The organism is Bradyrhizobium sp. AZCC 2176 (assembly GCF_036924645.1).
In the GTDB taxonomy this organism is placed as follows: domain Bacteria; phylum Pseudomonadota; class Alphaproteobacteria; order Rhizobiales; family Xanthobacteraceae; genus Bradyrhizobium.
On sequence record NZ_JAZHRX010000001.1, the window covers coordinates 2,114,738 to 2,141,502 of the forward strand.

A 26,765-nucleotide genomic window follows, 5' to 3' on the forward strand; every position below is an offset into this window, starting at 1 on the left:
CCGAGCGAGGTAATCCGGCAACTCATTACGGCATCGTATAGGCCGTCTTGACTGTCGTATAGAACTCGGCAGCGTAGCGGCCCTGTTCACGGGCGCCGAAGCTGGAGCCCTTTCGGCCGCCGAACGGCACGTGGTAATCGACGCCGGCGATCGGCAGGTTCACCATCACCATGCCGGCTTCGGAATTGCGCTTGAAGTCGCTGGCGTACTTCAGACTGGTGGTGCAGATGCCGGATGACAGGCCAAAATCGGTGTCATTCGCGGTCGCCAGCGCTTCGGCATAATCCTTTACCCTGATGACCGCGGCCACCGGCCCGAATATTTCCTCGCGCGCGATCCGCATCGTGTTGGCCACGCCGGTGAACAATGCCGGTTGCAGATAGAAGCCGGGCGCCGCGCGATTGAGACGCTCGCCACCGAAGGCAAGGTTGGCGCCTTCGTCCTTGCCGATGCTGATATATTTGAGATCCTGATCGAGCTGGCTCTGATCGACCACCGGGCCGATATCCGTGCCGGCCTTGACGGCGTCATCGACCTTCAGGCCGCGCATTCGCTCGGTGAGGGCCTCCACGAATTTGTCGTGGATGCCGGCGGTGACGATCAGCCGCGAGGCGGCGGTGCAACGCTGCCCCGTGGAAAAGAACGCGCTATTGGTGGCACATTCCACCGCGACCTTCAGATCCGCGTCATCCAGAACGACCAGCGGATTCTTGCCGCCCATCTCCAGCTGAAACTTCTTCATCGGCCGCGAAGCAATGCAGGCCGCCGCGATCTTCTGGCCGGTGGCCACCGATCCCGTGAAACTGATGGCCGCCACATCGGGATGCTCCAGCAACACCGCGCCGACTTCAGAGCCGCGTCCGATCACGAGGTTGAGCACGCCCTTGGGCAGGCCCGCCCGGTGTAGAATATCGACCAGCGCCCAGGTCGAGCCCGGGACGAGATCGGCTGGCTTGATCACGACAGTGTTGCCATAGGCCAGCGCTGGCGCGATCTTCCAGGCCGGAATCGCGATCGGGAAGTTCCATGGCGTGATCAGGCCGACAACGCCCAGCGCTTCGCGCGTGATCTCGATGTCGATGCCGGGGCGCACGGAAGCGAGTTTCTCGCCCGCCATCCGCAGGCATTCGCCGGCAAAGAACGCAAAGATCTGGCCGGCGCGCGCGACTTCGCCGATGCCTTCCGGCAGCGTCTTTCCTTCTTCGCGCGACAACAGCCGGCCCAGCTCGTCCTTACGCGCTAGGATTTCGTCCGAAGCCTTCTTCAGGACGTCGTAGCGCAGTTGCGGCGTGGATCGCGACCACGTCGGAAATGCGGTCTTTGCAGCGGTAATCGCAGCCTCCGCTTGCGCGCGCGTGCCGCGCACCGCTTGACCTACGATGTCCTTGGTATCGGATGGATTGACGTTCGGTGCGCGCGCGCCATCGGACAACCATTCGCCGTCGATCAGATTGTTGAACATCAGCATGATGTGGACTCACTGTTGGAGAAAAAGCGTTCGGCGCCGGTCAGCGGACATTTTATCGCCCATTCGCCTTCCGCCAAGCTGCAAAATCCCTTGACGTCTGCTCGTCGGTTGCGGGATAGAGGCCAAGGATCGAGCGGCCCTTGCGGACTTCCTCCGTGACAAAATCCTCGAACGCGGTCATCTCGACTGCCTCGTCGGCGATCTCGTCGGCGAGGTGCGCGGGGATCACGATGACGCCGTCGGCGTCGCCGAGGATGACGTCGCCGGGAAACACGGGCGCATCGCCGCAGCCGATCGGGACGTTGATCTCGATCGCCTGATGCAGCGTCAGATTGGTCGGCGCACTCGGGCGATGGTGATAGGCGGGGAAGCCGAGATCCGCGATTTCGGCGGAATCGCGAAAGCCGCCGTCGGTGATCACGCCGGCGCAGCCGCGCTGCATCAGCCGCGTCACCAGGATGGCGCCGGCGGATGCGGCACGGGCATCCTTGCGGCTGTCCATGACCAGCACGGCGCCGGGCGGGCAATCCTCAATCGCCTTGCGCTGCGGGTGCGCGCGATCACGAAACACGTCGATCTTGTTGAGATCCTCGCGCGCCGGCATGTAGCGCAGCGTAAAGGCCTCGCCGACCAGCACCGGCTGATCGGGACCGAGCGGATGCACGTCCTGGATCATCTGGATGCGAAAGCCGCGCTTGAACAGCGCGGTGGCGACGGTGGCGGTGGAAACCGTCTTCAGCTTGTTGCGGGTGGCGTCGCTTAGTTTTGTCATGGTTCTCGCATTCCTTTCATCCGTCATTCCGGAGCGCTCGCGACAGCGAGCGAATCCGGAATCTCGAGATTCCGGGTCTGGTCCTTCGGACCATCCCGGAATGACGATTGCTCACACCGCCCCATGCGACTCCACATAGAGCGCGTAGACCGAGTGGCAGCTCGTCATGTAGAGGCGGCTGTTCTTCGGGCCGCCGAAGGCGAGATTGGCGCAGCGCTCCGGCAAGCGGATGTGGGCGAGCGGCTTGCCGGCGGGGCTGAACACCATGACGCCGTCGAGATCCTCCGGCTTGCCCTTGAGCTGGTACACCCTGCGGCCGCCGACATCCGTGGCCTCGGATTGCAGCGCGCCGTTGGATCCCCAGCCGCACCACAGATTGCCGTCACGGTCGACGCGGAAGCCGTCGAGCGCGCCCTGGTCCGCGGCATCGATCAGCTTGGTCTTGCCGCCGACCGTGCCGTCGGCATTGACGTCAAAGCTCCAGATGCTGCGGTTCGGCGTGCCCTTCCACTCCACGACATAGAGCTTCTTTTCGTCCGGCGAGAACGCGAGCCCGTTGGGATTGACGATGTCGGTAATGACGGCGGTAAGCTTGCCGTCCTTGGTCAGGCGGTAGACGTTGGTGGTGGCCTGCTCGGGCTTTTCCTTCTTGCCTTCCCACTCGCCATTGATGCCGAACAGCGGATCAGTGAACCAGATGGTGTCGTCGGATTTGACCACGATGTCGTTCGGCGCATTCAGCCGCTTGCCCTCGAATTTGTCGGCCAGCACCGTGATCTTGCCGTCCTTCTCGGTGCGCGTGATGCGGCGGGTGACCGAGTGCTCGCAGGTGACGAGCCGGCCCTGACGGTCGCGCGCGTTGCCGTTGGCGTAATTGGCATTGGCGCGGAAGACGCTGGTCTGGTTGGTCTTCTCGTCGAACTTCATGATGCGGTTGTTGGGGATGTCGGAGAACAGGAGATAGCCGCCTTCAGGGAAGTAGGCCGGGCCTTCGGCCCAGCGCATGCCGGTCGCGACCTGTTCGACAGTCGAGGAATAGATCCGGTATTTGGCGAAGCTCGGATCAAGAATCTGCACCGCCGGATCCGGATAGCGCTGGTTCGGCGTGAACGGGAACGATTGCGCGCCGGCAGCGCGGCCGAGAAGCGTCGAAGCGGCGGCGGCGCCTGCCCCTGCGAGCAGATTGCGTCGTGACATGTTCATTGGTTGGTCCTCCCCTGGGATATTTTCTGTTTTGTTCGGCTCTCTGACCTCATTGCGAGGAGCGAAGCGACGAAGCAATCCATTCTTCCCTTGTGCCGTGAGATGGACTGCTTCGCTGCGCTCGCAATGACGTATTACCGCTAGTCGGATTACGGCTAGTAAATCGAAGGCTCCTCCACCGGGGCGCCAAATCCGGTCTCCAGAAAATCGAAATCGCAGCCTTCATTGGCCTGCTTGATATGCCTGGTGAACATCCAGCCATAGCCGCGCTCGTAACGCGGCTCCGGCGCCTTCCATGCGGCGCGGCGTTTTGCCAGTTCGGCCTCAGGCACATCGAGGTTGATGGTGCGTGCGTTGACATCAAGCGTGATCTTGTCGCCGGTTCGCACCAGCGCCAGCGGCCCGCCGATATAGGATTCCGGCGAGACGTGCAGGATGCAGGCGCCGTAACTGGTGCCGCTCATGCGCGCGTCCGACAGCCGCACCATGTCGCGCACGCCCTGTTTCACGAGTTTTGTGGGAATCGGCAGCATGCCCCATTCCGGCATGCCCGGCCCACCCTGCGGACCGGCATTGCGCAGGATCAGCACATGGTCGGCGGTCACATCCAGATTCGGATCGTCGATCGCCTTCTTCATGGAGGGATAATCGTCGAACACCAGCGCCGGGCCGGTATGCTTGAGGAAACGCAGCTCGCAGGCACTGGGCTTGATGACGCAGCCGTCGGGGGCGAGATTGCCCTTGAGCACGGCGAGCGCGCCCTCGGCGTAGATCGGATCCTTGACGGTGCGGATGACGTCGTCGTTGTAGACTTCCGCGCGCGCGATATTCTCGCCGAGAGTCTGGCCGGTCACCGTCATGACGTCGAGATGCAGATGCTCCCGGATGCGGCTCATCAGGCCCGGCAGGCCGCCGGCATAGAAGAAATCCTCCATCAGATATTTGTCGCCGCTCGGCCGCACATTGGCGATCACGGGCACCTTGCGGCTGGCCTTTTCGAAATCGTCGAGCCCGATGTCCTGGCCGGCGCGGCGCGCCTGGGCGATCAGATGGATGATCGCATTGGTCGAACAGCCCATCGCCATCGCGACCGTGATGGCATTCTCGAACGCCTCGCGGGTCTGGATCTTGTCCGGCGTCAGATCTTCCCACACCATTTCGACGATGCGGCGACCGCATTCCGACGCCATGCGGATATGACCGGCGTCGGCGGCGGGGATCGAGGACGCGCCTGGCAAGGTCATGCCGAGCGATTCCGCGATTGCCGTCATGGTCGACGCCGTGCCCATGGTCATGCAGGTGCCGTAGCTGCGGGCGATACCGGCTTCGACATCAACCCAGTCCTTGTCGGAGATTTTCCCCGCCCGCCGCTCGTCCCAGTATTTCCAGGCGTCCGAGCCCGAACCCAGCGTCTTGCCCTTCCAGTTGCCGCGCAGCATCGGGCCCGCGGGCAGATAGATCGTCGGCAGGCCCATGCTGGTAGCGCCGAGCAGGAGGCCCGGCGTGGTCTTGTCGCAGCCCCCCATCAGCACGACACCATCGACGGGATGGCCGCGAAGCAATTCCTCGGCGTCCATCGCCAGCATGTTGCGGTAGAGCATGGTGGTCGGCTTCAAAAACGATTCCGACAGCGACAGCGCCGGCAGCTCCATTGGAAAGCCGCCCGCCATCAGGATGCCGCGCTTGACGTCGTCGACGCGCGATTTGAAATGCATGTGGCAGGGCTGCGCGTCGGACCAGGTGTTGAGGATTGCAATGACCGGCCGGCCCTTCCATTCCTCCGGCGCGTAGCCCATCTGCATCGCGCGCGAGCGATGACCGAAGGCGCGGAGATCGTCGGGCGCGAACCAGCGCGCGCTGCGGAGTTCGGCGGGGTTCTTTTTGTTGCTCATGATTGTGTGCCCCATTTCTGGACGGTGTTGCGCTCGATCGTGCGGAAGATCAGGTTCTCCACGATCAGGCCAATGACGATCACGGTCAACAGGCCGGCGAACACGGCAGGTATATCCAGGAGGTTGCGGTTCTCGAAGATGAACCAGCCGAGCCCGCCCTGCCCCGACGACACGCCGAACACCAGTTCGGCGGCGATCAGCGTGCGCCAGGCAAACGCCCAGCCGATCTTAAGTCCGGTCAGGATCGAGCCGAACGCCGCCGGAATGAGAATGCGCGCGACATAAGGCAAACCGCGCAGGCCGTAGTTGCGGCCGACCATGCGCAGGGTGTTCGACACGCTCTTGAAGCCGGAATGGGTGTTGAGCGCGACCGGCCACAGCACCGAATGGATCAGCACGAACACGAGGCTGCCGTTGCCGAGGCCGAACCAGATCAGCGCCAATGGCAGCAGCGCAATCGCCGGCAGCGGGTTGAACATCGCCGTGATGGTTTCGAGAAAATCCGTGCCGATCCGGGTCGAGATCGCAAGGACAGTGAAGATCGCCGCGAGCACGATGCCGGCAGCATAGCCCATGAACAGCACCTTTAGCGACGCCCAGGCGCGCAAGGGAATGGTGCCGTCGCGCACCCGGTCGAACATCGTCAGGATCGTGTCGTGGAAGGTCGGAAACAGCAGCGGATTGTCGAGAACGGTGCCGTAGAGTTCCCACGCCAGGGCGAGGAAGATGATGATCACGGATTTGCGGACGAAGCCGTCGTTCCACAACAGCTCCGGCACCGTCAGCCTGCGCTCGACTTCGGCCGGAATGACCGCCGCCAAATCAGCGGCATCGCGCAGCAGGATTTTTGCCTCGCCCATCGCGCGCTCCCCTCAATGTGCCGTGACAGCGTCGGCGAACAGGAGATCGTGGATCTGTTTCTCCAGCCGTGCAGCGCTGCCGTCCTCGCCGGATACCCGATCGACGTCGATGACCTCGGCCTTGACCCGGCCGGGATGCGGTGACAGCAGCAGGATGCGGTTGCCGATCTTGATCGCTTCCGCGATCGAATGGGTGACGAACAGGACGGTGAATTTGGTTTCCGCCCAGAGCTGCAGCAACTCGTCCTGGCAGGTGCGCCGCGTCAGCGCGTCGAGGGCAGCGAACGGCTCGTCCATAAGCAAAATGTCCGGCTCCATCGCCATGCCGCGCGCGATCGCCACGCGCTGCTTCATGCCGCCGGACAGCGTGTGCGGATAGGCATCGACAACACGGGTGAGGCTGACCTTCTCGATATAGGCGCGCGCCCGCATCTCGGCGTCCTTGCGCGGCAGGCGGCGCGTCATCAGCAGCGGAAACATCACGTTTTCCAGCACCGTCTTCCACGGCAGCAACTGGTCGAACTCCTGGAAGATCATCATCCGATCGGCGCCGGGCTCTGAAATCTCCCGGCCTGAAATCTGCATCTTGCCTTCGCTTGGCTTCATGTAGCCGCCGACCGCTTTCAGCAGCGTCGACTTGCCGCAGCCGGAAGGGCCGAGCAGCACGAAGCGATCGGAACGATCGACCGTGAAGCTGACCCGCTCGGTCGCGGTCACCACCGCGCTCGAAGTCTTGTAGCGCAGCGTTACGTCACTGACATCGAGAAGCGCGGCCATGTCGATCAATTGCCCTTCAGGTCGTGCGCGACCGGCAGATAGTAATCGGTGAAGGCTTTGGGCATGGTCTTCAGCGTGCCGACCTTGAACAGATGGGCGGCAAATTTCATGGTGCCCTGCGGCTGCAGGTTCCACTCCATCATGCCGGGCTCCTTGAGCCATGCCAGGAGATCGTCGACGCTGGTCTTGTCGCCGGTGACCTCCTTGTAGATCTCGACAGCAGCCTTGGTGTCGCTGCGGATCAGGTCCTGCGCCTCCTTGGTGGCGTCACGCACCGCCTGCACGATCTTCGGGTTGGCGTCGGCAAATTTCGTCGTGGTGAAGAACTGCGCCTGGCTGAGCGGACCACCCATCACGTCGGGTGACGACAGCACCACATGTGCGCCGGGGACGTTCTTCAGTTCGAGGAACGTGAACGGCGGGATCGAGAAATGATTGCGCACTTCGTGCTGCGTGTTGGTCAACGCCACATAGGCGTCGGGATGGCCGAGCTGCACGGTACTGGAATCGAGCTTGGACCATTGGTCGGCGCCGAAGGTTTCGGCCGCCGCGATCTGCAGCACGATCGCCTGCGTCGAGACCTTGACGGTGGGCACCGCGATCTTGTCGTTCGGGCCGAAATCCTTGATCGACTTGATATTCGGATCGCGACTGATCAGCGTCATTGGCTGCGCCGAGGTGGCGACGATGCCCTTGACGCCGCCGCGGGTGCGATCCCACAGCAGCAGGAGATTACCGGTCCCGGTGTTGAGGATGTCGACGCTGCCGGCGAGCAATGCATCGGTCTGCGCGCCGCCCCCACTCAAGTTGATCCATTTGGTGGTGACGCCGGGAACGCCGAGGGAAGCCGCATGCTTCTCGATCAGCTTGTTCTTTTCCATGATGTGCGAGGGCATGTAGAAAATGCCAGGCTGCCGCGACAACGTGACCTCCGACTTCTGCTGGGCCGATGCCTGAGAGCCCGGCAGCAACATCAGCATCGCAACGGCGCCCGCGCTCCACATCCTGCTTTTCATTGTGCATCTCCTCCGGTGTCTCGTTGACGCTTCTGGGGAGATGCACTAATGTATTAGTGCATCTGAAGCAAGTCCCCTAACCGGCCGGTCGCCTGATGGCTCCCCCGCAAATCGTCTCCCGCCGCACGACGGCGCGGTCCGTCGACCGGCTTGATCGCGATCGCCAGGCAGCGCCACAAGTGTTCGAGCGCCTGCGCAGCATGATTATTTCGCTGGAACTGCCGCCGGGATCGCCATTGTCGCGCGCAGCCTTGGCCGGCCAGTTCGGCGTCAGCTCGACGCCGATCCGCGATGCGCTGATGCGGCTCGAGGAGGAAGGCCTCGTCGAGGTGTTCCCGCAATATGCAACTGTGGTCAGCCGGGTCGACGTGCGGCTGGCGCAGCAGGCGCATTTCCTGCGGCAGGCGGTCGAACTCGAAATCGTGCGCGGGCTTGCGATCCAGCACGATGGGACGCTCGTCGCCGAGCTTCACGCGACGATTGCCCGCCAGCAGCAATATGCAAAAGCCGGCGACTTCGAAAAATTCATGGCCGCCGACAACGAGTTCCACAGCCAGCTCTATACGGCCGCCGACAAGCAGGACATCTGGGGGCTGGTGCGCAGCCGCAGCGGGCATATCGACCGGCTGCGCCGGATGCATCTGCCCTCGCCCGGCAAGGCGCAGGATATCGTGCGGCATCACAGACTGATCGTGAAGGCAATCGATGCCGGCGAGCCTGACGAGGCGCAGAAGCATCTGCGCACGCATTTGTCGGGCACGCTCAGCGAGCTCGCCCGGATTCGGGCGCGTTACCCGGAATATCTCAGCAACTGATCCTTGCTTATTCCCTGCCGCGCCTTGCGGCCTCGCTGCATGCGCAGGCCTCACACGGGCGAATCACGCTGCCCACGCAGCGCTTCATATTTGTCCGCCCGGCAAGATGCGGATAACTGCGTTTTTATCCCGGCTTTTTGACGGCCGGCCGGAACGTTCCTGCCGGCGAAGCAGTTGCGACAGGGCGAGAATTCGGCAAAACTCGCAACCTGCCGTTGACTTGACCCCAGCGGGGGCGCGGAGAACTTTTTACTTTGGCAAGAATACTGGTCGTGGATGACGATGTGGCGGTCCAGATGACCATCCGCCTGTTGCTGGAACGCGCAGGCCATAGCGTGGTCACTGCCGGTGACGGGCGAAAGGGCCTGGCATTGTGTCAGACCGGAGATTTCGACCTGTTGTTCCTCGACATTTTCATGCCGGGAATGGACGGATTTGAAACCATGCGGATGGTTCGCCTGCAGCAGCCGGAGATTCCGATCATCGTCATTTCCGGGCGGCCGGTCTCTTCGGAAGCAGACTCGGCGCCGGACTTCCTGACCATGGCGACCAAACTCGGAGCGGTCTCCAGCCTGCAGAAGCCGTTCCGGCCAGCCGACCTCCTGGCAGCCGTCACGGGCTCCCTGGAAGCCGCCGGGCGCGGTTCGCCATCGCGCGGCGGTGTTGCTTCCTCCCCGTAATGCGCCATAGCATCCGATTCGTCCGGCGGCTCGCCGGGCCGGAGCGGGAGGGCGAGCGAACAGCGACATGACGCTCACAACCAGGCTTGCCATCGCTATGGTTGCGCTGGTCGCGATCGCGGTTACCGCGGTCGGATGGCTGAGCTATCGCAACCTCGAACAGGCGCTGCTGCAGCGGGCCCGCGACCGCATCGAGACGCATTCGCGGCAGGTCGCGACCGATCTCGAATACTACGCGGCCAGCGCGACCGGAGATGTTGCGGGCTTTCGTTCGGCGGTGGCGCTAAATGGACTGGTCCGCGCCCGCCAGGCGGGCGGCATCGATCCGATCGACGGCGTCTCCGAAAAAACCTGGCGCGACCGGATCGCATCGCGTTTCGCGGCGGAACTCGAAGCCAAGCCCACCTACGCGATGTTTCGGATCATCGGCCTCGACGACGGCGGCCGCGAGTTGGTCCGCGTCGACCGCAATGGACCGAACGGCACGGTGCGCATCGTTTCCGAAGCCGCCTTGCAGAAGCGAGCCGACCGCGTCTACTTCCAGGAAACGATCCGGCTCGGTCCCAACCAAATCTACGTCTCGCCGCTGGATCTCGGTCGCTTCAATGGACTGATCGAGGAGGTGCACCGGCCGACAATTCGCGTCGCGACGCCGATCTTCGCGAACGACGGCAAACTGTTCGGCATTTTCATGGTCAATGTCGACATGCGGCGCGCGTTCGACCGTGTCAGATCATCGGTGTTGCCCGGCGAGACGATCTATGTCGTCAACCAGTCAGGCGACTATCTCATTCATCCGGATCGCTCGCGGGAATTCGGCGCGCTGCTCGGCAAGCCGAATGATTGGAAAGCAGACTTCCCTCATCTGGCGTCGCGGGCAGGAGCAAAGCAAGGCAGTGCCGAGATCGTACCGGACCATACCGCCCGATCCAACGGGATCGCGTTTGCACCCGCCATCCTAGCCGGTTCCGAATGGGCTGCGGTGATCGAGACCACCCCTAACGCCGTGATCATGGCGCCGGCTGCGAGCATCAGGAACACCTCCCTTCTGGTCGGCGCGATCGCGGTGTTGTCAGCTGCCATGCTGGCGCTGCTGATCGCGAGGTCGCTGACCCGGCCGATCGTCCGGCTGACCGAAGCCGTTCAGGGGGTGGCCCGCAAGGGGAAGGTCGCCATTCCGGTCGACGCAGGCGGCGAGACCGGCGTGCTCGCGCGCGCGTTTGCGCAAGCGATCGAGGAAGTGAATGCGAAAACGGTTGCGCTCGAACAGGAGGTCCAGGAGCATCGTCGCACCGTAGCGGCGCGCGACCATCATGCCGAGCGGGAACGGCTGTTCAGCGCGGCGGTCGAGTCCTCCAACGACGCCATCATCACGATGTCGCTCGACGGCACCATCACCGGCTGGAACTCGGCGGCGGAGCGGCTGTTCGGATACAGCGCGGCGGAAGCCGCGGGCAACAACATCACGCTGCTCGTGCCCGAAGATCGGCTGCCGGAGCTGCAGGATGCGCTGCGCCGGATCGGCTGGGGCGAAAGCATCGAGCACAGTGAAACGGAGCGGATGCGAAAAGGCGGCCAGCGGATCGAAGTCTCGCTCAGCATCTCCCCGATCAAGTCGCCCTCAGGCGCGACCATCGGCATCTCGAAGGTGGCGCGCGACATCACCGAAATCAACAAGACCAGGCAGGTGCTGCGGCAGCAGACCGAAGAGCTTCGCCGCATCTTCGAGACCTCGCAGGATCTGATCATGGTGATGGATTGCCGCGGATTCCTGGTTCAGATCAGCCCGAGCTGCGAGGCCATATTGGGTTATCGGCCGGCGGAAATGATCGGCCGCAGTGGCGAGGATTTCATTCATCCCGACCATCTTGAGACCTCCCGCCAGGAAATGCGCGCGGCACGGCGCGGGCAGCGCCCGAAGATTTCCGATACGCGCTGCATCCACAAGGACGGGCGGGAGGTGTGGCTGTCATGGCTCGGAACATGGTCCGAGCCGGCCAAGCGCTTCTTCTTCGTCGGCCGCGACATGACCGAGAGCCGGCTGGCGCAGGAGGCGCTGCGCGAAAGCGAACGACTGGCGCGCGGCATCGTCAACACGGCGCTCGATGCCTTCGTCCAGATCGACGAGCAGGGCTTCATCCGGGAATGGAATGCACAGGCCGAAAATATCTTTGGATGGTCGCGCGATGAAGCGCTCGGGAAGAACGTGTTCGAACTGATGGGCCAGCCGGACGGGCAAGGCCCTCTCAAGAAAGCCCTGCAATCCTTCCTGCTTTCCGGCAACGAGGTGGTCCGTCAGCCCCGCCGCGAACTCGAGATAAGGCGACGGGACGGAAAGAAAATCACCGCGGAGCTGAGCATCGCCGCGCTGAGGACGCGCGGTGGCTTCGTCTTCAACGGATTCGTCCGCGATCTCACCGACAGGATCGCGGCCGAGGAGCGGATCAGACAGGCCGAGAAAATGGAGGCGATGGGCCAGCTCACCGGCGGCATCGCGCACGACTTCAACAATATCCTGACCGTGATCACGGGAACGATCGAAATCCTGGCCGATGCCGTCAAGGGCGAACCGCAGCTTGCCGCCATCACGCGAATGATCGACGAGGCCGCCTCGCGCGGCGCCGACCTCACCCAGCACCTGCTCGCGTTCGCGCGCAAGCAGCCGCTCGAACCGAAGGTAACCGACGTCAACACGCTGATCATCGACACCGCGAAACTGCTGCAGCGGACGCTCGGCGAGCATGTCGAGATCGAATCCGTGTTCGATGAAGAGGCCTGTCCGGCGATCGTCGATCCCAATCAGCTCGCCACCGCGATCCTCAATCTGGCCCTCAACGCCCGCGACGCGATGCCTGACGGCGGCAAGCTGATCATCGAGACCGGCTTCGTCGTGCTCGATGACAATTATGCGCGGATGCACAGCGACGTCCGGCCCGGCCGCTACGCGATGATCGCGGTGAGCGACACCGGGAACGGCATCCCGGCCGCGATGCTCGACAAGGTATTCAATCCGTTCTTCACGTCGAAGGGTCCCGGCAAGGGCACCGGCCTTGGGCTGAGCATGGTATACGGCTTCATCAAGCAATCGGCCGGCCACATCATGATCTACAGCGAGGAAGGCCACGGCACGACGATCAGGATGTATCTGCCGCCGGCCACGGGCGCATTGCCGGCGGCCGAACTGTCACTGGCGCCGGCCGTCGAGGGCGGCCACGAAACGATTCTGGTGGTGGAGGACGACAAGCTGGTGCGCGACTACGTTTTGGCGCAACTGCATTCGCTCGGTTACGTCACGCTGGATGCGGCGAACGCGACCGAGGCGCTTGCGCTGGTCCACGCCGGGCATGCGTTCGACCTGCTGTTCACCGACGTGATCATGCCCGGCATGAACGGCCGCCAGCTCGCCGACGAAATATTGAAGGTCAAGCCCGGCCTGAGCGTGTTGTTCACCTCGGGCTATACCGAGAATGCCATCATTCATCACGGCCGGCTCGACGAAGGCGTATTGCTGCTCGCCAAGCCCTACCGGAAATCGGATATGGCGATCATGATCCGCAAAGCGCTCGCCGATTGATGACGGCGCCGCCGCGTCCGGCGCAGACTTGATCCGACACGCGCTTGATCCGACGCAGAGATGATCCGACACACCGAGATGATCCGACGCATTGCGTTGGATCAGGCTTGCCTGCGATCAGGCCTGTGTGCCTGCAATCAAAGCTCCAATCAAACCTGACCCTGACGCTGGGTAGTCATCACGATCCGGACCAGGTCGGCGGCATTTCGCGCGCCGAGCTTCTTCATGATATTGGCGCGGTGATCCTCGATCGTGCGCGGGCTGATCCCGAGATGCCGCCCCGCTTCCTTGTTGGAAGCGCCGGCGGTGAACTGTTCCAGCACCTCGCGTTCGCGCCGCGTGAGCGGTTCGCGTCCGGGAAAATGCAGGGTTGCAATCCGCGATGGCGCGTTTTGCGCCTGCCGGCGCACGTAAGCCTCGATCGCCTCATCGAGCCGCGCCACGATTTCGCTGCCGCGAAACGGTTTTTCGATGAAGTCCAGCGCGCCGCTCTTGATGGCGCTGACCGCCATGGCGATGTCGCCCTGCCCCGAGATCATGAAGATCGGCGCGGGGTAATCCTCACCATGAAGCTCTTTCAGGATATCGAGGCCGGACTTCCCGGGGATATGCACATCGAGCAGGATGCAGGATGGCGTCCGGGTTCGCGCAACCGCCAGCAGCGCGGCGCCGTCGGCGAAACAGATGACCTGATAGCCACCTGCCGTCAGGACCATCGACAGCGTGTCGCGAACGGCAGGGTCGTCATCAACTACAAAGATCTCCCCACGGGAGGGGGCTTTTTCAGCCATGTTCCATCGTCCATGCGTGGTTGAATGTGACGCACACTCGGATAACGGTATTCAACTCCATACCGGACCGTATTTGTACGGGACCACAGCTTAACGCACAAGTAGCAACGCGCCCCTAGAAAATGACTGAGGAGTGCACCCATGCAGAATGGAGCAGGCGACGGCGTCGCACAGGCGCCCTACGACCAGAATGACGGCTACCGCGCCGTGGTTTCGGACCTCGTTAGCCTGGTCGAGCACGTCCAGAACAGCCTGCGGCTGATCGAACAGATGATCGCAAAGGAAACCTCACTGGAAACTTCACCGGAAACTTCGCCTGGCAGTTCCGAAAGTTCCACCAACTTTTCAATTCCGATGGGATCGAAACGGGCTCTGGATTTCTAAGCGGCACAATCGACCTCAGTGCATCGCCTCTTCGGCCTTCGAAGCACCCGGCCGCTTCTTGGCGTGCTTGCCCCTCAGGAAGCGGATGTCCATTTCCGTGCCGTTGACGCGAACGAGCTCGCACCGGCGATAGGCGAGGCCGGTTGACGACAGCAGCAGGAAGAACTCCTTGAGATTGAGGCCCTGAATGGAGCCTTCCACGGTCAGCGTGGCGTCGGTGTCCGAGATCGCGTTGAGTTGGCAGTCTCTGCGCCAGGTTCCGTCGATCGCCATGATGCAGACATCATAGCCCCGGCTGAATGTAACCCGCTCCGCGCCTTTGCTGTCCTCCGTCATCGCTCACCGTCCCGCCATCGCCGCGATTTTTGGCATCGACACTGCGGCCAGCGGAGACGCGGCACGCGCGCCGCTCGGCCGATAGAGACCGCGCTTGTCCGGGAACGGCTTGAAGACATCCGTCAGGCCGACGACGGTTTCCGCCGCGCCCAGCACCAGGAAGCCATCGCCTTCCATCGCCTTGGCGAGACGGCCGAAGATACTGATCTTGGTGTCCTGATCGAAATAGATCAGGACGTTCCGGCAGAAGATGACGTCGAAGACGCCGAGCTGGGAGAAATCGTGCAGCAGGTTCAGTTGCCGGTGCTGAACCATGGCGCGCAGCTCCGGGCCGATCTGCCAGAGCTCGCCGTTCTGCCTGAAATACTTGACCAGCAGTTGAATCGGAAGGCCGCGCTGCACCTCGAACTGGCTGTAGACGCCCGACTTCGATTTCTCGAGCACTTCCGTGGACAGGTCGGTCGCGATGATTTCGATGCGCCATCCGGCAAGCACCGCGCCCATTTCCTTCAGCGACATGGCAAGCGAATACGGCTCCTGGCCGGTCGAGCCGGCAGCGCACCATATCCTGATGCTCTTGCGGTTGGCGCGCGCCTTTAACATCTCCGGCATGATCGTATCGCGAAAGTGTTCGAACGGCACCTTGTCGCGGAAGAAGAAGGTTTCATTGGTGGTCATGGCTTCGACCACCTGGGCAATGATCGACGACGACCCGGCCTTCATCTTCTGCACGAGTTCGCCGATACCAGGCACACCGCATTTGCGCGATAGCGGCAGCAGACGGCTTTCGATCAGATATTGCTTGTCTGCCGACAGGTCGAGGCCGGAATGATCCTTCAGGAGCTTACGCAGATACTCATAGTCTGGCGGGGTCACGGGGGCCTCTCAGGGCAAGCGGATAAGATTAAACCGGGCTCTGTTCCGTGAACTCGATCAGGCCGACTTCCAGAAACTTCGCCGCGACGATGTCCCGGTCGAACGGCTTCATGATGTATTCGTTCGCACCGGCATCCAGCGCGCGCGAAATATGATCCATGCCGTTTTCGGTGGTGCAGAACACCACCTTGGGCACATCGCCGCCGGGCAGGCGGCGCAGATGGCCGAGGAATTCGTAGCCGTCCATGACAGGCATGTTCCAGTCGAGCAGGACGGCTGTAGGCATGGCGCTCCTGCAGGCCTCGAGCGCCTGCTCACCGTCCTCGGCCTCGGTGATCTGAAAATCCATTTCTTCCAGGATGCGGCGTGCGATCTTTCGCACGACGCTGGAGTCATCGACCACGAGACAGGTTTTCATTTTGAGGCCTCCTTGCTTGACGAGCGGCGCTACGCTGCGAGGGTTGTTTTCGGCACGATTTCGAGAACGCGATCGACGTCGAGGACGACCATGAGCTGGCCGTCGAGACGGTGGACGCCGCCGGCGAGCTTGGCCATGCGGGGATCGAGGTTGACGGGGTTTTCCTCGCGGCCGTTATCGTGGAGTTTCAGGACCTCGCCGATCTGGTCGATCAGGAGGCCGTAGGACTCGCCGCGCAGATCGACGCCGACCGCCATCGGCGGCTTGCCGTCGTCGTTCCTGGGCAGGCCGAGGCGGGCGCGCATGTTGACCACGGTGACGATGCGGCCGCGCAGGTTGAGCACGCCGGCGATCTCGGCGGAGGACAGCGGCACCCGGGTCAGCCGTTCCGGCATGAACACGTCCTGCACCCGCGAGATCGGCAGGCCGAACAATTGCCCGCCGATCACGGCGGTGACGTATTCGGCCACGGTGCCCTCGATGGTCTCGGTCTTGGTTGTCATGGTCTTGCTTCCTTATGCCCCGGCCAAGCCCGCTTACGCCGCGTGCCGGGTCTCGGCGGTCTGTTCCTTCAGCGCCGCGATCAGGCCGGGACGGTCGAACTTGGCGACGTAGTCGTGGAAGCCGGCCTGCCGCCCGCGCTCGATCGCCGCCGGCGACACCAGCGAGGACAGCGCGATGATCGGCATCGTGCTCAGATTGTTGTCGGCGCGGATCACTTCGGCGAACTCGAAGCCGTTCATGTCCGGCATCTCGATGTCGGTCAGCACCACGTCGAAGCTGTGGCCGGAGCGCAGCGCCGACAGCCCCTCCTGCGCGTTGACCGCGACCCGCACCTTGTAGCCGGCCGCCTTCAAGACCGGGGCCAGCATGTTGCGGAAGAAGGCACTGTCGTCGACCAAGAGCACCGACTGCGCCGTCGATGACGCCCGCATCTCCTTGCGCGAGAACCAGTCGGCAAACGCCATCGGCAGGAAATGGCCGACGTCGATCACCTCGGTAGCCTGGCCCTTGATCACCGCGGAACCCAGGATGCCGTCCTGCTGGCCGGCGACCTCGATGTGCAGCCGCTCCTCGACGATGTCGATGATCTCGTCGACCACGAGCCCCATCGAGCGGCCATCGTCGGCGAACACCAGGATCGGCTGCGAGCCCTGGGTCTGGACGGTGACCCCGTTCATCTGCACCAGCGGCATCAATTGCTCGCGGTACTGCACCATGTAGCGGCCGTTACTGAGCTCGATCTTGTCGGTGGCGATCTCCTCCAGCCGAGTGACGAGGCCGAGCGGCACCGCCTTGGGCTGCGCGGAACCGGCGCGGAACACCAACAGCGAGGTGAGCTGTTCGCCGGACATCGCATGCGCGGCGGAGGCTTCATCGGCCATCTCATGGGCCGAGGAACCGGAGGCGCCGAGCGCCTTGGCAATGCCGTTGGGGTCGATGATCATGATGACCGCGCCATCGCCCAGAATGGTGTTGCCGGAGAACATGTCGATGTGCCGCAGCTTGGTCGACATCGGCTTGACCACGATTTCTTCGGTGTGGAACACGCCGTCGACCACGATGCCGAAGGTCTGGCTGCCGACCTGCGTCACCACGATAAAGCCGTTCTCGGGGTCGCTCGAGGAGCCGTCGTCGATCTTCAGGAGCTTCTTCAGGTGCATCAGCGGCAGCAGCTTGTTGCGCAGCCGCAGGACCGCGGTGTCCTTGATGCGCTCGATGCGGTGTTCGGAGTTGGCGCGGGCGCGCACCAGCTCGACCACCGACAATTGCGGGATCGCAAAGCGGTCGCCGGCGGCTTCCACGATCAGCGCCGAGACGATCGCCAGGGTCAGCGGGATCTTGATGGTGACGGAGGAACCCTCGCCCGCCACGCTCTTGATGTCGATGGTGCCGCCGATCTGGTCGATATTGGTGCGCACCACGTCCATGCCGACGCCGCGGCCGGAGACCGAGGTGACGGTGGCCGCGGTGGAGAAGCCCGGCGCGAAGATGAACTTGTGGATCTGGGCCTCGGTCATCTTCTCCAGCTCGGCCTCGCTGACGAGACCGTTCTGCAGCGCCTTGGCCTTGATCCGCTCGGTGTTGAGCCCGCGGCCATTATCGGCGATGCAGATGATGATGTGGCCGCCCTCGTGATAGGCCGACAGGCGGATGGTGCCCTGCTCGCCCTTGCCGCTGGCCAGCCGCTCGGCCGGGGTCTCCAGGCCATGGTCGGCGGAGTTGCGCACCATGTGGGTCAGCGGATCCTTGATCAGGTCGAGCACCTGGCGGTCGAGCTCGGTGTCGGCGCCGTGCATCTCCAGATCGATCTGCTTGCCGAGTTCGCCGGAGAGGTCACGCACGATCCTGGGCAGCTTCTGCCAGGCATTGCCGATCGGCTGCATCCGCGTCTTCATGACGCCTTCCTGCAGTTCGGCGGTGACGTTGGAGAGCCGCTGCAGCGGCACCTTGAACTCGGTGTCCTCGTTGCGGCGGGAGATCTCCAGCAGCTGGTTGCGGGTCAGCACCAGCTCGGAGACCATCGTCATCAGATGTTCGAGCGTGTCGACGTTGACGCGGATCGACTGGTTGGCGATCTTGTCGGCGACCTCGCCGTCGGCATCGGTGGCCGCGGCGCGCTTGGCCGGCTTGGGCTTGACGATTTCTTTGGCGACTTCCTTGGCGCCTTCCTTGACTTCCGGCTCGGGCTGTTGCGCAACCGGCGCGGGCTTCGGCGCGACGTCGGTTTCGGTCTCGCGGAAGGCGCGCTCGAGGTCGTCGAGCGAGACTTCGCCGGGACGTAAGGGGCGTTCCAGCACCTGGTCGACCAGCGTGCCTGCCGTCACCGCGGGCGGAGCCGGCGGCGCGACGGGGACGGGCGCGGGGGCGGCCTCAGCCACGGCTTCGGCATGCCGGGCGCCTTCGGCCATCGCATGCAGCTTCTCGATCAGGTCTTCGTCGGTGCCTTCGGGCTCGGTCTCGGTGGCCTCCAGCCCGGCGAGGATTTCCTTGATGCGGTCGATCGAGGACAGGATCAGCGTCACGGCCTCGGCCTTGACCGGCATGCCGTCGCGGAATTTGCCCATCAAGGTCTCGCCGGCATGGGCGAGCGCTTCGAGCCGCGGCAGGCCTAGAAAGCCGCAGGTGCCCTTGATGGTGTGGACCAGCCGGAAGATGTTATCGAGAATCTTCGCGTCGCTCGGGTCCTGCTCGAACCGCACCAACTGATTGTCGACCGTATCCAGGCTCTCATTGGTCTCCGTCAGGAACTCCCGCAACAGATCATCCATATGAGCACGCCTTCCAAAGATTCAGAAACTGGTCGCCTCTCAGGCATAACCTTTCGGGTTTCACAGCCACGTTAATTTCACTGTCCGTGCTAATACGGATAGGGTGAATAATGTCGTTACGAGCTGGCGCACCGGCGTGCTCGGGGCGCCGACCGGGACGTGGCAACGACAGCTGAGAGCCTCCACGATAAACGGGTGACGTCACCGGCTGGCGGTTTTATGGAAGAGCGCGCGGCGAAGATCGAAGCCGTCAGGCCGCGAGGTCAAGGTTTTGCCGGAGAGGCGGCCGGGGGCCGCAGTGCGGTTGGCGGTGAAGCTGGTGCCGGCTCCGGGGTTACCGGTGAGTCCGAGCGACGAGAGCGCGCTGCCGGTACCGATGATCGACATGCCGCTCCGTACAAATACGCGAGACCAAGAAAACCTTAGCCAATTTCATTTATGATAAACAGAATCTTACCGACGCAGGCCGCGGTTTCATTGCAGGCCTTCCGACTGCGGATACGGCATCGTCGATCAATCGCGAGAGGCACCGATGACTGCACGACGTTCGATCGAACACTCGATCGCATCGAAGAGATTGCCAACGCGCATCGCGATGACGCTGGACCAGCTGGCAGCTAGCCCGACTGAACGACACCCGGGAAATGGGACCGAGCTTCGGCAAGACATTCGTTAACGACCGCCAGCAGCGCCCCGGGCGTGAACGGCTTGCGCAGGCAGCGCGCGGCACCGAGTTCGATCGCCATGCGCAGGAAGTCCGGCGCCGGGGAGTCGAGGTTGGCAAAGGCGTATCCCGACATCGCAATCAGGGGAACCGTCGGCGCGCGCTCGTGGAATATCCTGATCGATTCGAAGCCGCGCATGTGCGGCATGAAGATGTCGACGAGCATCAGGTCGAAGCACGAGTCTTCCAGCGCACGAAGCCCGGCTTCGCCGCCGTCGGCTATCGTCACGTCAAAGCCGTGACGCTCGAGATAGATCTCGATGGCCGCGCAGACCATGGGGTCGTCATCGACGACCAAGATGCGGCGCATTGGCCCCCTCCCTCCCAGCGTCGGACGCGCCGTGTCGGCGATCCCCACCAGGGACAGCCCTTCACTCAATCGCACTGCGGTTTGCGAATCAGTACACATTTCCGCCCCAATCGACCCGACCTGTCTGCCCTCCACAGTGTATAAGGCCGGTTCCACAACCTGATCCTCGCATGCTGAGAACTCATACCTAGCTCGGCATACCAAACGCCGTGCCGTGATTGATGCGAGACGTTCGAGCTCCCCGCCTTCGATGCGAACGGGAATCGCGCCCTCCCCCATCGATTGCTGAAGGTCCTGTGTTGCAGGTCCTGTGTTGCACGTCTCGTCGGCGGCGGAGTTCGCGTCGCCCTATCTCGAATCAGCGGCGGACTGCCGCTGACCAATGCGAGCGTCGTGACGCCGGGCACGACCCCGTCGCCGACGTCGCGGATTTTCGTATCGAGCGCGGCAGCGCACTTCGAAAGCAACTCGCCCCTGTAGCTGCAGGCCCGGCAATCTGCTCCACGCCATGCGTCACCGGCCAAATCGCACGCGTCACGCCCGTCATTGCATGCGCGGGAATCATGCGACAGCGAGGCGCTGTTGCCGACCCGGGAAATTGCCCGCGCCAATGATCGGCGAATAGCTGCCGCCCGGGCACCTGCTCAACGATGCTCGCATCCTGGAAAGGCCGATGCAGCGATGACCACGTGCGTCCATTTTGCTAATTTTTCTTGCCAATGAAATGTGCAAGGATCATCCTGCATTTCGGATCGTACGCAGCAGGCGCCAGACGCCAGCGACCGGCTTAGCCCGTAAGGCAGGAGACTGCTTTGGATTCAGCCCCTCGTTCTCCGAATGGATTTTTGTCCTCGCTGACCGCGGACGACTTCGAGTTGATTCGCCCGCATCTGCGCAGCGCCGATCTCAGCCCCGATATGGTGCTGGTCGAAGTCGACGAAACGCTCAAGCGTGCGTACCTCCCGCACAAGGGCGTCATTTCGCTGGTCGTGAAGCTCGCGCGCGGCGAGCACGTCCAGATCGCGATGATCGGCCGCGACAGCATCTTCGGCGCGTTCTCCGCGCTCGGCGACCCCGTTGCGCTGAACACCGCGGAGGTGCTGGTGCCCGGCGCCGCCTCGACCATCGATCTCGACCAGCTTCGTATTGCCGCCGACCAGAGCGCAACGTTGCGTACCGCGCTGACGCGCCATGGCCTCGCCGTCTATGCGCAAATCCAGCAGACTGCCGGCTGCAACGCCTCGCACACGGTAGAGTCGCGGCTGGCGCGGTGCCTGTTGCATACGCGCGACCTCTCCGGCAGCGACAAGCTCGTGCTGACCCAGGAAGCGATGGCGCAGATGATCGGCGCCCGCCGCAACAGCGTTTCGCTGGTAGCCAACACGCTGCAGCAGGCCAATTTCATCCACTACAGCCGCGGGCATATCGAAATCACCAACGTGGACGGCCTGATCAAGACATCCTGCGAGTGCTACGCGACGGTCAAGGCGCAGTACACGCGGCTGCTGCATCCGCGCGTCCACAGCGCGGCCGCTTGACCGCTTGCGGCGATCAGCGGCGGCCGCAGCCCGATCTGTGATACGCATCGCACCGTCGCTGCGCGCGAGGATTGCGAAATCCCCCGACACCCCACCGTATTAATACGGCCAATCGCAACTCCTGCAGCGTTTCGGCCGGCATCGAGTTAACGCGCTGTTCAACGAGCCCTGATACTTGTCGCGGTGCTGACGGGTGCGGGTTCGAGAAAAGGCAATCGAGACTCTTTTCGCGTGCGACGCGCATTCACCTGTGTTCGGCGGCTTGCTGTTTGCGCGGAGTTAAGGACATGGCTTTTGATTTGTCGATGCCGATCCTGGTGGTCGATGACTACAGCACCATGATCCGCATCATCCGCAACCTTCTCAAGCAACTCGGATTCGAGAACGTCGACGAAGCCAGCGACGGATCGGCCGCGCTCGCCAAGATGCAGACCAAGCGCTACGGCCTCGTGATCTCCGACTGGAACATGGAGCCGATGACCGGCTACGATCTGCTCAAGGAAGTCCGCGCCAGCCCGGAATTCTCCAAGACGCCTTTCATCATGATCACGGCTGAATCCAAGACCGAAAACGTCATCGCGGCGAAGAAGGCCGGCGTCAACAATTACATCGTCAAGCCGTTCAATGCCGCAACGCTGAAGACCAAGATGGAAGCAGTGTTCCCCGACGCTGCCGGCTGACATCGCGCCGACTAACCGTACTTCTACGGCTTGGGATTTTCACCTCCGGATAACGTTGACTGAGGATAGTTGCGTGGACCAAGGGAGTGCCCTCATGTTCACGTTTGAAACGAGCGATCAGAAAGAAGTGCGGCGTTTCCGTATCGCCCAGTTCAATGGCAGGACCGCAACCGCGCGTTCGGCCGGATCGGCAGTCACCGGCCACGTTCGATCGATCGTGGAAAACAAGTCGAGCGTTCCGGCAGCGTGGACCATCACGATCATCCCGGAAGAGCCCAGGCCGACGCTCGCGTTGCGGCCCGCACCGCGCCCCCGCTCCTTCATGGAAGACTTCTGCTGAACGGCAGAACGCGCGATCCCCAAAGTCCTGCCCGGCTTGCCCGCTTCCGGCACATCGATAGCTCGAAGCCGCGCGCAAGGCCGCGCATCGCAGGCATCATTTCGGGAAAAATCAGGCAGGCTGCAGCAGCGCCTTGCGGACCAAATCCGCAGTGTTGCGGGCGCCCAGCTTGCGCATGGCCTCGGCGCGGTGGCTTTCGAATGTCCTTGGGCTGATATTCATCCGCAAGGCGCCTTGCTTGTTGGAGCACCCTTCGCTGATCAGGCTCAGCACCTCGCGCTCGCGCCGGGTCAGCGGCTTCTGGCCGGACCCCGGCGCCAAAGTCAGATTCGGCTTGCGGGCGCCATCCGCGGAGCGGCGGGACTGGCCCTCGCCGGCCTGCTTGCAGACGACATCGGAAGCCGGCGCCGGGTGATTGTCCGACATCTGCTTCACCAGCGCGCAGACGCGTTCGGTTTGCTGAAGCGCGTTCTCGACCACCTGCTGCAGGTAGAGCCGGTTGCCGGGTGCCTGCGAAAACTGGTGGCTGTGCTGCTTGATCTCATTCATGTAGAGCAGCAGCGCCGTCAGGGGTCCGTTCAACTGCCGGGCAATCGCAGCGCTCGCCTCTGCCGCGGCACGCGAGCGCGCGGCGGACAGTTGGACGATCTCAGGATTCTCTTCGAGAGGTGTGATGCTTTCCATCCACTTCGTGAAGTGCGAATCAGCGGCGTGATGGTCTTGTCCTGACATATAACCGTTTTATCGGCTTCACCCTCGTTCATGGTTAATTTGCCCACCAGTAAGACTACGGAGAACTTCATCCGCGCGCCCTGTTGGCAGGCGTAAATCGGCTAAAAACCCCTCGAATCGGGTCAGTATCGGCCGTTTTTGGGCGCAAATTCATGATCCAAACGTGAATACCGTAGCTCGCTACTCCCGCATTTTTACGGTGGATCCATTTACTTTGTTAATGGATCACAACCGTTCTCAGTCGGCTTTCCGAGTCCTTCGGCACACGTGCGTATGATGTGCTAGCCGGCCGCGACAACGCGGGGGCGAAGTCGCCATTTTTTGCCGATTTCCGATTTACAGGCCTCGGCAGCCTCGCAATGATCGGGGCCCAAAACCATCCCGCAACGAATCCAAAAAGGAGACGGCGATGTCGCAGGCAAAGGGATCATGGATGACGATGGCGGCGCTGGCCGGCGTCCTGGCATTCAGTTCGGGCGTGGCGGCACAAACCGCGCCGCCACCAACTGCATCGCCACCGGCGGAGAACGCGGCGCCAACGGCCGACAACGCCGTGATGCTGACCGTATTCCTGAAACACGACCAGTCGCGCCCCCTGAGCGAACTCAACGCGCAGCTTCAGCGCCAGGGCTATTACAAGGCCTTCCCGCCTGAAGGCGTCGAAGTCGTGAGCTGGTATGTGATGATGGGAATCGGGCAGGTGGTGACGCTGCGGCTGCCGGCATCGCGGCTGCGCGAAGTCAACCGCATCCTCGAGAACACCGCCTGGGGCAGCTACCGCACCGAGTTCTATCCGACCTATGATTACAAGGCGATCGGCACCGCGGCTCACGAAAAGGCGCAGTAGGGCGGCGCTGAACAGTTCCGACCGGAATGAGGCAACGATTCCGAGGAATCAGCCAAGCCTGGAGATCTGTTCCTCGGTTACGACCCGCTCGATGTTCTCGGTCTTGCTCTTGATACGATAGCGCGGGCGGCCGTCGGCCTCGATCGGCAGGCAGGTGACGATGGTGTAGACGCTGCGCTCCTTCGCCATGGCGCGGCCCTGCGGGCCCTGCTGCTGGTGATGAACGTCGTCATTGATCGCGAAGTTATGGGCCATCGTCGGTCTTTCTGTTGAAAAAAGGCTTGTAATCTCAACAGCCTCGCAAGGCAACAGGTCGTTCGGCGGATTTTGACAAGACGATCTCGGGTTCCGCCCGTCAGGCCACCAAGAGCGCCTTTCGCCTGCCAATCCGCGCGATCGATTTCTCTATGGCCGACCCGGACAAGCTCTTACCGCGCAGGCTCCGTTCGACGTATTCGGCGATACCGGCTATCTCCTGTTCCTGATCGAACAGGTTGTTGCCGATGCAGAGCATGTCCATGCCTGCCTGCAGCGACTGCAGGCTGGCCTCCCTGGTGCCCAGCGCCTTCTGTAATCCCTGCATCTGCATGTCATCGGTAATCAAGAGCGTGTCCGGAAGGCGCTTGCGCAAACGGCCAATTGCCGCCGCGGACAGCGTTATCGGGCGATCCCTGTCCCATTGCCTCACGATGGCATGGCTGACCAGCACCGCATCGCCGAACATCTTTGGCGCGAGCGAATAGAACAGCTCTTCCTGCTCATCCCGAAGCGCATCTGAGATATCCATGAACTCCTGATGCGAATCGACGAGCGCGCCGCCGATGCCAGGGAAATGCTTCAGGCACAGGCCGACGCGCTGCATCCGTGCCACCTCGCTTGCCAGCAACGCGTTGGCTTCCACTTCCGCAATGTCGGCGGAGTAGGAACGCTTGATCTTTCCAATATTCGGATTGTCGGGGTTGTAATCGACGTCGATGACCGGCGCGAAATCATAGTGGATGCCGAGCCGGCGCATCTCGGCAAAGCTCGCGGCGAGCATCGCGCTTCTGATCCGGCGCGAGATGATTGAATTCCTTTGCGCTCGGCAGGGGCGCAAAGCCGCAGGCCTCCTTCAGCCGCCGCACCAGGCCGCCCTCCTGATCGATGAACACCATCGGCGCGGAAGGCAGCGCGGCAATCTCCGCGCAGAGGCGCTGCACCTGCTCCGGCGATTCAATGTTGTTGTCGTAGGCTCGCGTCTGGCAGGAATAGTCGAACAGGATCACGCCGCCGAGACCGTAGCGGCCAGCGAACTCCTTCAGCCATTCCGGAACGATTTTGCCGAAGAAGCCGAGGATGAAGAGTTCGCCGATGGGCATGGTGGCAGTTCCAGGCAGCAATCCTGCGACGCGCATCGGCGCCAGGCAAGATGGCGGAGGGTTTCGGAGAAGGCCTGCACCAACCCGCCCGGCCGCGGCAAGCCAGATATGTGACGCGACGCACATTTGTCCGCGCGCAGGTGGGCTAGGCTTCAGTTCGCGAGAGGTGCTGTGGGGGAGACTCAGCCCGCGTCAACCGCTCGAACTCACATGAGATGTGGTGCCTGCGTAACAAGCAGGCGATCGTCAAAGCTGAAAGCGTACGAGCAATGCGGCACATCAACCCAATCTCAAACCGATCGTTGCGGCGGGGATTTCGCTGCGCGATTTCGCAGACCATGAAGCAGGCAGTTGTCATCCTGGCTTGCGGCTTCGCTCTGCTGAGTGGCCTCCGCCCTGCCCTTGCCGACGCCGCATCCGACCGGGACATGGCCAATCGCTACGAGCAGGCCGCGCAAGCGGGCGATGATGATGCCCAGTTCTACCTTGGGGCACTTCATTCAGCAGGCGTCGGCCGTTCGCGCAGCGACGCGGAGGCATTTCGCTGGTTCTCGCGCGCCGCCGATCAGGGACATGCCCACGCCATGTTGATCGTTGCCGGCCTCTATGCGAGCGGGCGCGGCATAACCAAGGACAATGTGAAGGCCTATAGCTGGGCCTACATCGTCGCTTCGGCGAGCAAAGCCGACGAGGATCGCAACGGTGCGCGGCAATTGATGTCGCTGCTCATGAAGAAGATGACGAGCGATGAAATCGGCCGCGCCGTGGTGGCCGCAAGAGCCTGGCGCGCCGTTCGGGCTGCCGGCGCGGGCAAGGCTCCGAGTATCGAAAAAGCTGTGGAGTCGGACCAGCCCGCGCCCGCCGCGCCCCCATCAGCACCCGCGGTCGTACAGCCGGCGCCCGCAGCCCCGTCGTCTTCCGCGGTCACGCCACCAGCGGTCTCGCAGCCGGCGCCATCCAACGTCACGGTATTGCCGGCATCTCCCAAGGTCACATCGGCGGCTCCGGTGAAGAATGCAAGGCGAGACGATGCTCGTGATCTGCTCGACCAGGTTCCACCGGGCCTGCGCAAGCGGTTTGGTTTTTGATTAAGGGGACGCAC

28 protein-coding genes are annotated in these 26,765 nt (G+C 62.8%); 9 read left to right on the forward strand and 19 right to left on the reverse strand.

The genetic code is table 11. The features are described from left to right. Positions 1-25 precede the first annotated feature (25 nt). The 7 genes from V1288_RS09670 to V1288_RS09700 form a co-directional block, all read right to left on the reverse strand. Positions 26-1,468, reverse strand: coding sequence for an aldehyde dehydrogenase family protein (locus tag V1288_RS09670; protein ID WP_334356818.1), 1,443 nt, complete (start codon positions 1,466-1,468; stop codon positions 26-28). 52 nt (positions 1,469-1,520) lie between these two features. Next, positions 1,521-2,240, reverse strand: a complete 720-nt coding sequence (locus V1288_RS09675; RefSeq protein WP_334356819.1) for a ribonuclease activity regulator RraA — start codon at positions 2,238-2,240, stop codon at positions 1,521-1,523. Between the two features lie 111 nt (positions 2,241-2,351). After that, the gene (locus V1288_RS09680; protein WP_334356820.1) at positions 2,352-3,443 is read right to left on the reverse strand and encodes an SMP-30/gluconolactonase/LRE family protein; all 1,092 of its coding nucleotides are present in this window, start codon (positions 3,441-3,443) and stop codon (positions 2,352-2,354) included. A gap of 155 nt (positions 3,444-3,598) precedes the next feature. Further along, positions 3,599-5,335, reverse strand: coding sequence for an L-arabinonate dehydratase (gene araD / locus V1288_RS09685; RefSeq protein WP_334356821.1), 1,737 nt, complete (start codon positions 5,333-5,335; stop codon positions 3,599-3,601). Beyond that, a complete protein-coding gene (locus tag V1288_RS09690; RefSeq protein WP_334356822.1) occupies positions 5,332-6,195 on the reverse strand; it encodes an ABC transporter permease in 864 nt (287 codons plus the stop codon). Before V1288_RS09690 ends, araD begins: the two co-directional genes overlap by 4 nt. A 12-nt stretch (positions 6,196-6,207) precedes the next feature. After that, positions 6,208-6,972 (reverse strand): ABC transporter ATP-binding protein, encoded by a 765-nt coding sequence (locus V1288_RS09695; RefSeq protein WP_334361268.1) that lies wholly within the window; start codon positions 6,970-6,972, stop codon positions 6,208-6,210. A gap of 5 nt (positions 6,973-6,977) precedes the next feature. Beyond that, entirely contained in the window at positions 6,978-7,976 is a 999-nt protein-coding gene (locus V1288_RS09700) for an ABC transporter substrate-binding protein (protein ID WP_334361269.1), read from the reverse strand. Positions 7,977-8,083: 107 nt separating this feature from the next. Between V1288_RS09700 and V1288_RS09705 the strand changes: the two genes are divergently transcribed. From V1288_RS09705 to V1288_RS09715, 3 genes are all read left to right on the forward strand, one after another. Beyond that, a complete protein-coding gene (locus tag V1288_RS09705) occupies positions 8,084-8,803 on the forward strand; it encodes a GntR family transcriptional regulator (RefSeq protein WP_334356823.1) in 720 nt (239 codons plus the stop codon). A gap of 254 nt (positions 8,804-9,057) precedes the next feature. After that, on the forward strand, positions 9,058-9,483 hold the full coding sequence (locus tag V1288_RS09710) for a response regulator (protein WP_334356824.1): 426 nt from the start codon (positions 9,058-9,060) through the stop codon (positions 9,481-9,483). 67 nt (positions 9,484-9,550) lie between these two features. Beyond that, positions 9,551-13,057 carry a PAS domain S-box protein gene (locus V1288_RS09715; RefSeq protein WP_334356825.1) on the forward strand — a complete coding sequence of 1,169 codons (3,507 nt, stop codon included), beginning with the start codon at positions 9,551-9,553 and terminating at the stop codon, positions 13,055-13,057. 149 nt (positions 13,058-13,206) lie between these two features. On the opposite strand, the gene V1288_RS09720 is transcribed toward V1288_RS09715, so the two are convergent. Next, positions 13,207-13,848, reverse strand: a complete 642-nt coding sequence (locus tag V1288_RS09720) for a response regulator transcription factor (protein WP_334356826.1) — start codon at positions 13,846-13,848, stop codon at positions 13,207-13,209. A 141-nt stretch (positions 13,849-13,989) separates the two neighbouring features. Between V1288_RS09720 and V1288_RS09725 the strand changes: the two genes are divergently transcribed. Beyond that, positions 13,990-14,232: a hypothetical protein gene (locus tag V1288_RS09725; protein WP_334356827.1), complete on the forward strand. Its 243-nt coding sequence runs from the start codon at positions 13,990-13,992 to the stop codon at positions 14,230-14,232. Positions 14,233-14,247: 15 nt separating this feature from the next. On the opposite strand, the gene V1288_RS09730 is transcribed toward V1288_RS09725, so the two are convergent. The 7 genes from V1288_RS09730 to V1288_RS09760 all read right to left on the reverse strand — a co-directional run bounded on the left by V1288_RS09730 (position 14,248) and on the right by V1288_RS09760 (position 20,168). Continuing rightward, the gene (locus V1288_RS09730; RefSeq protein ID WP_334356828.1) at positions 14,248-14,568 is read right to left on the reverse strand and encodes a PilZ domain-containing protein; all 321 of its coding nucleotides are present in this window, start codon (positions 14,566-14,568) and stop codon (positions 14,248-14,250) included. A 3-nt stretch (positions 14,569-14,571) separates the two neighbouring features. Further along, positions 14,572-15,444 (reverse strand): CheR family methyltransferase, encoded by an 873-nt coding sequence (locus tag V1288_RS09735; RefSeq protein ID WP_334356829.1) that lies wholly within the window; start codon positions 15,442-15,444, stop codon positions 14,572-14,574. A gap of 28 nt (positions 15,445-15,472) precedes the next feature. Continuing rightward, a complete protein-coding gene (locus V1288_RS09740) occupies positions 15,473-15,862 on the reverse strand; it encodes a response regulator (RefSeq protein WP_334356830.1) in 390 nt (129 codons plus the stop codon). Between the two features lie 29 nt (positions 15,863-15,891). Then, positions 15,892-16,365, reverse strand: a complete 474-nt coding sequence (locus V1288_RS09745; protein WP_334356831.1) for a chemotaxis protein CheW — start codon at positions 16,363-16,365, stop codon at positions 15,892-15,894. 33 nt (positions 16,366-16,398) lie between these two features. Then, the gene (locus tag V1288_RS09750; protein WP_334356832.1) at positions 16,399-19,134 is read right to left on the reverse strand and encodes a hybrid sensor histidine kinase/response regulator; all 2,736 of its coding nucleotides are present in this window, start codon (positions 19,132-19,134) and stop codon (positions 16,399-16,401) included. A 201-nt stretch (positions 19,135-19,335) separates the two neighbouring features. Next, a complete protein-coding gene (locus tag V1288_RS09755; RefSeq protein WP_334356833.1) occupies positions 19,336-19,521 on the reverse strand; it encodes a hypothetical protein in 186 nt (61 codons plus the stop codon). 230 nt (positions 19,522-19,751) lie between these two features. Continuing rightward, positions 19,752-20,168 (reverse strand): response regulator, encoded by a 417-nt coding sequence (locus V1288_RS09760; protein ID WP_334356834.1) that lies wholly within the window; start codon positions 20,166-20,168, stop codon positions 19,752-19,754. 812 nt (positions 20,169-20,980) lie between these two features. Between V1288_RS09760 and V1288_RS09765 the strand changes: the two genes are divergently transcribed. The 3 genes from V1288_RS09765 (at position 20,981) to V1288_RS09775 (ending at position 22,726) form a co-directional block, all read left to right on the forward strand. After that, positions 20,981-21,706 (forward strand): Crp/Fnr family transcriptional regulator, encoded by a 726-nt coding sequence (locus V1288_RS09765; RefSeq protein WP_334356835.1) that lies wholly within the window; start codon positions 20,981-20,983, stop codon positions 21,704-21,706. A 287-nt stretch (positions 21,707-21,993) separates the two neighbouring features. Further along, on the forward strand, positions 21,994-22,386 hold the full coding sequence (locus V1288_RS09770) for a response regulator (RefSeq protein WP_057838002.1): 393 nt from the start codon (positions 21,994-21,996) through the stop codon (positions 22,384-22,386). A 94-nt stretch (positions 22,387-22,480) separates the two neighbouring features. Continuing rightward, the gene (locus V1288_RS09775) at positions 22,481-22,726 is read left to right on the forward strand and encodes a hypothetical protein (protein WP_334356836.1); all 246 of its coding nucleotides are present in this window, start codon (positions 22,481-22,483) and stop codon (positions 22,724-22,726) included. A 111-nt stretch (positions 22,727-22,837) separates the two neighbouring features. Here the strand turns inward: V1288_RS09775 and V1288_RS09780 are convergent, their stop codons facing one another. Further along, positions 22,838-23,410 (reverse strand): response regulator transcription factor, encoded by a 573-nt coding sequence (locus V1288_RS09780; RefSeq protein WP_442894018.1) that lies wholly within the window; start codon positions 23,408-23,410, stop codon positions 22,838-22,840. A 457-nt stretch (positions 23,411-23,867) separates the two neighbouring features. On the opposite strand from V1288_RS09780, the gene V1288_RS09785 reads away from it, so the two are divergent. Then, complete coding sequence (locus V1288_RS09785; RefSeq protein ID WP_334356838.1) at positions 23,868-24,305, forward strand: hypothetical protein; 438 nt, start codon at positions 23,868-23,870, stop codon at positions 24,303-24,305. A gap of 48 nt (positions 24,306-24,353) precedes the next feature. Here the strand turns inward: V1288_RS09785 and V1288_RS09790 are convergent, their stop codons facing one another. The 3 genes from V1288_RS09790 to V1288_RS09800 form a co-directional block, all read right to left on the reverse strand. Beyond that, positions 24,354-24,560: a hypothetical protein gene (locus V1288_RS09790; RefSeq protein WP_334356839.1), complete on the reverse strand. Its 207-nt coding sequence runs from the start codon at positions 24,558-24,560 to the stop codon at positions 24,354-24,356. Between the two features lie 100 nt (positions 24,561-24,660). Further along, positions 24,661-25,344: a glycoside hydrolase family 3 N-terminal domain-containing protein gene (locus V1288_RS09795; protein ID WP_334356840.1), complete on the reverse strand. Its 684-nt coding sequence runs from the start codon at positions 25,342-25,344 to the stop codon at positions 24,661-24,663. Beyond that, entirely contained in the window at positions 25,295-25,663 is a 369-nt protein-coding gene (locus V1288_RS09800) for a hypothetical protein (protein WP_334356841.1), read from the reverse strand. Before V1288_RS09800 ends, V1288_RS09795 begins: the two co-directional genes overlap by 50 nt. Positions 25,664-26,001: 338 nt before the next feature. Here V1288_RS09800 and V1288_RS09805 point away from each other — a divergent pair, with 338 nt between their 5' ends. After that, on the forward strand, positions 26,002-26,751 hold the full coding sequence (locus tag V1288_RS09805) for a tetratricopeptide repeat protein (RefSeq protein ID WP_334356842.1): 750 nt from the start codon (positions 26,002-26,004) through the stop codon (positions 26,749-26,751). Positions 26,752-26,765 lie beyond the last annotated feature (14 nt).

Excerpts from the sequence above, each read along its gene's own strand:
- V1288_RS09795 (WP_334356840.1), bottom strand. The coding sequence starts at position 25,344 with ATGCTCGCCGCGAGCTTTGCCGAGATGCGCCGGCTCGGCATCCACTAT.
- V1288_RS09775 (WP_334356836.1), top strand. The coding sequence starts at position 22,481 with ATGTTCACGTTTGAAACGAGCGATCAGAAAGAAGTGCGGCGTTTCCGT.
- V1288_RS09690 (WP_334356822.1), bottom strand. The coding sequence starts at position 6,195 with ATGGGCGAGGCAAAAATCCTGCTGCGCGATGCCGCTGATTTGGCGGCG.
- V1288_RS09770 (WP_057838002.1), top strand. The coding sequence starts at position 21,994 with ATGGCTTTTGATTTGTCGATGCCGATCCTGGTGGTCGATGACTACAGC.
- V1288_RS09715 (WP_334356825.1), top strand. The coding sequence starts at position 9,551 with ATGACGCTCACAACCAGGCTTGCCATCGCTATGGTTGCGCTGGTCGCG.
- V1288_RS09750 (WP_334356832.1), bottom strand. The coding sequence starts at position 19,134 with ATGGATGATCTGTTGCGGGAGTTCCTGACGGAGACCAATGAGAGCCTG.
- V1288_RS09740 (WP_334356830.1), bottom strand. The coding sequence starts at position 15,862 with ATGAAAACCTGTCTCGTGGTCGATGACTCCAGCGTCGTGCGAAAGATC.
- V1288_RS09760 (WP_334356834.1), bottom strand. The coding sequence starts at position 20,168 with ATGCGCCGCATCTTGGTCGTCGATGACGACCCCATGGTCTGCGCGGCC.
- V1288_RS09780 (WP_442894018.1), bottom strand. The coding sequence starts at position 23,410 with ATGGAAAGCATCACACCTCTCGAAGAGAATCCTGAGATCGTCCAACTG.
- V1288_RS09745 (WP_334356831.1), bottom strand. The coding sequence starts at position 16,365 with ATGACAACCAAGACCGAGACCATCGAGGGCACCGTGGCCGAATACGTC.
- V1288_RS09755 (WP_334356833.1), bottom strand. The coding sequence starts at position 19,521 with ATGTCGATCATCGGTACCGGCAGCGCGCTCTCGTCGCTCGGACTCACC.
- V1288_RS09700 (WP_334361269.1), bottom strand. The coding sequence starts at position 7,976 with ATGTGGAGCGCGGGCGCCGTTGCGATGCTGATGTTGCTGCCGGGCTCT.
- V1288_RS09730 (WP_334356828.1), bottom strand. The coding sequence starts at position 14,568 with ATGACGGAGGACAGCAAAGGCGCGGAGCGGGTTACATTCAGCCGGGGC.
- V1288_RS09805 (WP_334356842.1), top strand. The coding sequence starts at position 26,002 with ATGAAGCAGGCAGTTGTCATCCTGGCTTGCGGCTTCGCTCTGCTGAGT.
- V1288_RS09800 (WP_334356841.1), bottom strand. The coding sequence starts at position 25,663 with ATGCCCATCGGCGAACTCTTCATCCTCGGCTTCTTCGGCAAAATCGTT.
- araD (WP_334356821.1), bottom strand. The coding sequence starts at position 5,335 with ATGAGCAACAAAAAGAACCCCGCCGAACTCCGCAGCGCGCGCTGGTTC.
- V1288_RS09695 (WP_334361268.1), bottom strand. The coding sequence starts at position 6,972 with ATGGCCGCGCTTCTCGATGTCAGTGACGTAACGCTGCGCTACAAGACT.
- V1288_RS09675 (WP_334356819.1), bottom strand. The coding sequence starts at position 2,240 with ATGACAAAACTAAGCGACGCCACCCGCAACAAGCTGAAGACGGTTTCC.
- V1288_RS09720 (WP_334356826.1), bottom strand. The coding sequence starts at position 13,848 with ATGGCTGAAAAAGCCCCCTCCCGTGGGGAGATCTTTGTAGTTGATGAC.
- V1288_RS09670 (WP_334356818.1), bottom strand. The coding sequence starts at position 1,468 with ATGCTGATGTTCAACAATCTGATCGACGGCGAATGGTTGTCCGATGGC.
- V1288_RS09790 (WP_334356839.1), bottom strand. The coding sequence starts at position 24,560 with ATGGCCCATAACTTCGCGATCAATGACGACGTTCATCACCAGCAGCAG.
- V1288_RS09785 (WP_334356838.1), top strand. The coding sequence starts at position 23,868 with ATGTCGCAGGCAAAGGGATCATGGATGACGATGGCGGCGCTGGCCGGC.
- V1288_RS09725 (WP_334356827.1), top strand. The coding sequence starts at position 13,990 with ATGCAGAATGGAGCAGGCGACGGCGTCGCACAGGCGCCCTACGACCAG.
- V1288_RS09680 (WP_334356820.1), bottom strand. The coding sequence starts at position 3,443 with ATGAACATGTCACGACGCAATCTGCTCGCAGGGGCAGGCGCCGCCGCC.
- V1288_RS09705 (WP_334356823.1), top strand. The coding sequence starts at position 8,084 with ATGGCTCCCCCGCAAATCGTCTCCCGCCGCACGACGGCGCGGTCCGTC.